Source organism: Stenotrophomonas pictorum JCM 9942 (genome assembly GCF_001310775.1).
Taxonomy (GTDB): domain Bacteria; phylum Pseudomonadota; class Gammaproteobacteria; order Xanthomonadales; family Xanthomonadaceae; genus Stenotrophomonas; species Stenotrophomonas pictorum.
The window spans coordinates 1-3,784 of the sequence record NZ_BAZI01000263.1 but is presented as its reverse complement, the minus strand read 5'-3'; the positions used below and the strand labels follow the sequence as shown (position 1 = coordinate 3,784).

Annotated in this window: 2 protein-coding genes and 1 pseudogene; all 3 read right to left on the bottom strand. The window is 54.0% G+C overall.

Annotation, left to right across the window (positions count from 1 at the left end; all coding sequences use genetic code 11):
* A pseudogene (locus JCM9942_RS12055) lies at positions 1 to 795 on the bottom strand (AIPR family protein); the annotation flags it as partial.
* Positions 786 to 1,814, bottom strand: coding sequence for a PD-(D/E)XK motif protein (locus JCM9942_RS12050; RefSeq protein ID WP_054659941.1), 1,029 nt, complete (start codon positions 1,812 to 1,814; stop codon positions 786 to 788). The pseudogene JCM9942_RS12055 and the gene JCM9942_RS12050, both read right to left, overlap by 10 nt.
* Positions 1,798 to 3,784, bottom strand: a 1,987-nt coding sequence (locus tag JCM9942_RS12045; protein ID WP_157722900.1) for a Z1 domain-containing protein, incomplete at its 5' end; no start/stop codon positions are given. The genes JCM9942_RS12050 and JCM9942_RS12045, both read right to left, overlap by 17 nt.

Here is a 3,784-nt window from a genome sequence, read left to right as displayed (position 1 = left end):
GGTCACCTGTATCCCCTTATTCACCTTGCCTGTTGCACTGAGGAATGATCGGACATTGGCCTCAAGAAGGCGGGCTCCATACTTGTCATAGAGATGGCGTAAAACCTCTCCGGGGAAAACGGTCATTGCATAATCGTAGGAATTGTCTCCACCGGAAATGTAGACACAAGGCAGTGGGCCGCCGGCGACATCCGTGAAGTTTACGACCAGCTCGTCCCTCGGCTTGCCTTCCGAAAGGTGGCGATGCAGTCGCTCAATATCCATTACCTCGAGGCGAATGGTCTTTCCCGCAATCTCCTGCGACTTGAAATTCTTTGTCTTGACCTGCCCATCGGTAAGTACGTAGATCCGGACTTCTTCCAGCTCCCCATATCCCCGTTCGATATGAACAGCGAGCTCATGTCCGTCATGGGCAGGATCTAGGGTCTTTGCCATCTTCCCTTCCGCAGACAACTTCAGAAAGCGGAAGCAGTACTCGGCGGCTTGCTTGGTCTCCGAGTCTGGAATTGGCGTCAATTCCTCAGAATCGAGATACACGGTGACAAACAGATCAAGACGATCTCCATCCTCGGAAATGGAGTACCCGCTCAATCGGATGTTCCCCCTTCCGGCCCTGCCGTCCACGTGACAGACCTGGGGCTCGTAGGTCATTCCTACGTCCTCCATGTGTTTCATGACGATCTCCGAGAAGACCAGCTCAGGATAGGGATACGCTGTTCCCGATGCGACTGCCCTGTCGGCGATCTCATCTCTCACCTCGGCACGAATCTGCCCCAGAAACTCGATCAACTCCATGCTGCATTCACTCCTAGATTTGAAGAAATTTCACTGAACGTGATCGCAACCACCGGTATCACATCCAGATCCATCGTGTACTTGGCATCGTAAATAGCGCTGGGCACGTTCGCCCTTGTCAATCGAGGAGAGTCATCCTCTACCAAGCGATAGGCCAACTCGCGATTTACGAAGCGCCTCACGTAATTATTCCGCATGGAGTCGATGTAGCCGGCGGCAACAAGCCTGCTGGAGAGCAGCGCGATCGCGGCTTCGTCATGAATTTTCTCTTTGAGCAAATCAACGAGATCGGGCAACGTACTCCCGTTGTTGGATTGCCCAAGCCTGACCGAACCGACATAGAGCGGCTGATAGAGGCTATTGTCCAATTGATCCAGATTCCCGATCTTGGCCACAAATCCCTTCGGAGCGGTGGTGGACTTCACTTCAATCCCGCCGGGACCGATCCTGAAGTCATGCAATCCGTCGGTGGGCCCGACCCATGATTGGATCGCGTCTGCCGCGAGCATCCCATCGGATATCAAATTTCCAAGTACAAACAACTCCCCGACCAAACCAATCTCCTCCTCTGCGGAGAGAAGGTCTGGCCGGTTGTGTTTCATGAAGTTCTGCCATGCATGGATCCGTGTCATCAGGGCAGAAAGAATTCCTTCTCCTCCATCACCACCTAAGCGCGCGAGCAACGAAACGAGATCGGCGGCCATCAAGGAGAACAGCGGAAGCTGACCGCCCTGCTGACGCACCAAGGCAAACCATGTTCGCTTCGATGCATCTCCAGGCAACTCGGTGTGGATGAATATGAAGCCTTGTCCACGAGGCAGCTGGGATTCGACGGGTACCGTTGCACCAGAGATTCCAACCAGAAGGCTCTCCTCGTTACCAGTGCCCTTTCTTCCAGCCATGACCTTGCAACCGTTGGCACTGAACAGATCAATGACCTTCCAGCCCACACTTCCGGCTTCGCCACTCAATGCCCGCCACGCTGAGGCAAGCTGCTCCTCTTCATTCAGAGGCACCATAATCCTGCTCCCAGCCTACATTGTTGACCTTGTATTCGACCCGGGCATCGGCTTTACTGCCCGGAAAGCTGATGGCAAAGCCTATGACATCAGACAAGCCATCCGACGTGTTTTTCTCAAACTGAGGATCCACGGCATACAGAAGAAGAAGTCCCCTATCAGGCTCAGGAGGAACTCCCAAGGCACCGAGTCCTCGAACTTTTCTGATGGCTGGGCCACCAGGTGTCGTGGGTCGCTCCGTCGATTTCGCCTCTTTCTTGCTTTCCCACATTTCAATTGTGGATTGCAGGGCAGCTTCCCATTGCTGATGATTCAATCCAATGGTTTCGTCTTTCGGATCCGACAGAACACCGATGGCGAATCTTCCACCATCGAATAGCTCAGCACCACGACTGATCTTGTTAATTTCAATGCCTGGGGAAAGCAATATTGGAGTACCGCTCTGCTTGCCGAGTACGGCCACATTCCAGCTGGTCAGCTCACCAAGCATCGACATCTTCTGGATGAATTCGGCGAGGACAGCACTGTTGACCCGATGGGCGTTACTGTTCGTTCGGTAATCGGCAAGAAAATCCACAACCGCTTGCACAGACACATTGCTCCACAGGTGGCCGCTCCACGAGTTCGAAATTTCACCGAAAGAGTTTCCAAATTTGTTCCTTTCTTGAGGATCCCCCAGGTTCCCGATGAATCTGCGCGTGGCAGCCATGTTCTTTTGCGCATCCCCCTTTGAGAACGAAATCGTCTGCATGAGTTGACCGCTGTAGGAGAGGAGCAGGGTCTTGGCACTCCGCATCTTGATCTGGGATGTCACCATGAGTTCCGGGTGGGACTGCACCTTGAGACCAAACTCCCTCGGGGTAGCCCCTGAATTCGCCATCAGGTCGAACTCCTCCCGTAGCTCGGCTGCGGCATCGGAGATGTGCTGGAACCACTCAACCAGATCGGGAGAGGTGTACAGACGACACAGGTCGAGATAGCCAGGGCGATAGCCGAACCAGCGGCCCATCTGCATCAGCGTGTCGTACATCTTCGAGGCACGCAGGAAGTAGCTGGTGCAAAGCCCTTCCAAGGTAAGCCCACGAGCCAGTTTATCCCCGCCGATGGCGATAACCTTCAACCCCTTCTCCTTGTTCTCCTCATAGTCCAGGGCATCTTTTGCGGTGCCATTGATCATCCGGACATCTATGTCCTCAAGAACGTCGGGAAGAGCCTTCAGCACCTCATCCCATGAAAAATCGTCAAGGGGAATGTCGCCAAGTCCGGCGGCCCTGACTTCGTGCGTGGCTGGCAGGAAATCCAACTCCCATATGACGCGAAATCGCTCCAAGATCTCCTCGTGCCCCATTCTCCGGCCAATCCTCTGCCGCAAAGACTTGACGTAGTTTTCGACGTCAGCCTTGACGTACTGCTGCACCTGATTGAAGCGCGTCACGTGGACAAGCATCGAACTGTGCATATTGACTTGGCCCCGCAGAACGCGAGCAGCGCAAGCAAGTACAAAAGAATCGATTGCGGCGCGCAGGCTGGGGGGAAGCTGCTCTGTGGCGCTCCAGACAGGAACATGCCCATTCCTGTGTTTGACCGGCATCCAATCTGTATGCCCGTCTTTCGACTGAAAATCCTCTACTTCCTTCACCAGCGGCAATTTTTTTGTTCGTCCTTCAGGGGACGGATGGCCGAACACGACGGAAGGTCCCACGTAATTGCTGGGAGCAGCCAAGTTCTGGATGAAGGCCGAAGGAAAAAGATCCGCTCCTTCGGTTTTTGTCTCGCCACGCTCATGGATGAAAATATTGGCGAAAGGTGTGGCGGTATAGCCTACATAGGCGGATCGGGAGAAGGAGTGCAATATGCGCCGGATCAGCTTGTTTATAACTGTCGGGTCATGCTCTTGATCTGGAAGCTCTGTAGCCTCATCCATTACGTCGTCGGCCGTATCCACGGATGCATTGTCAGCCTCATGGTAA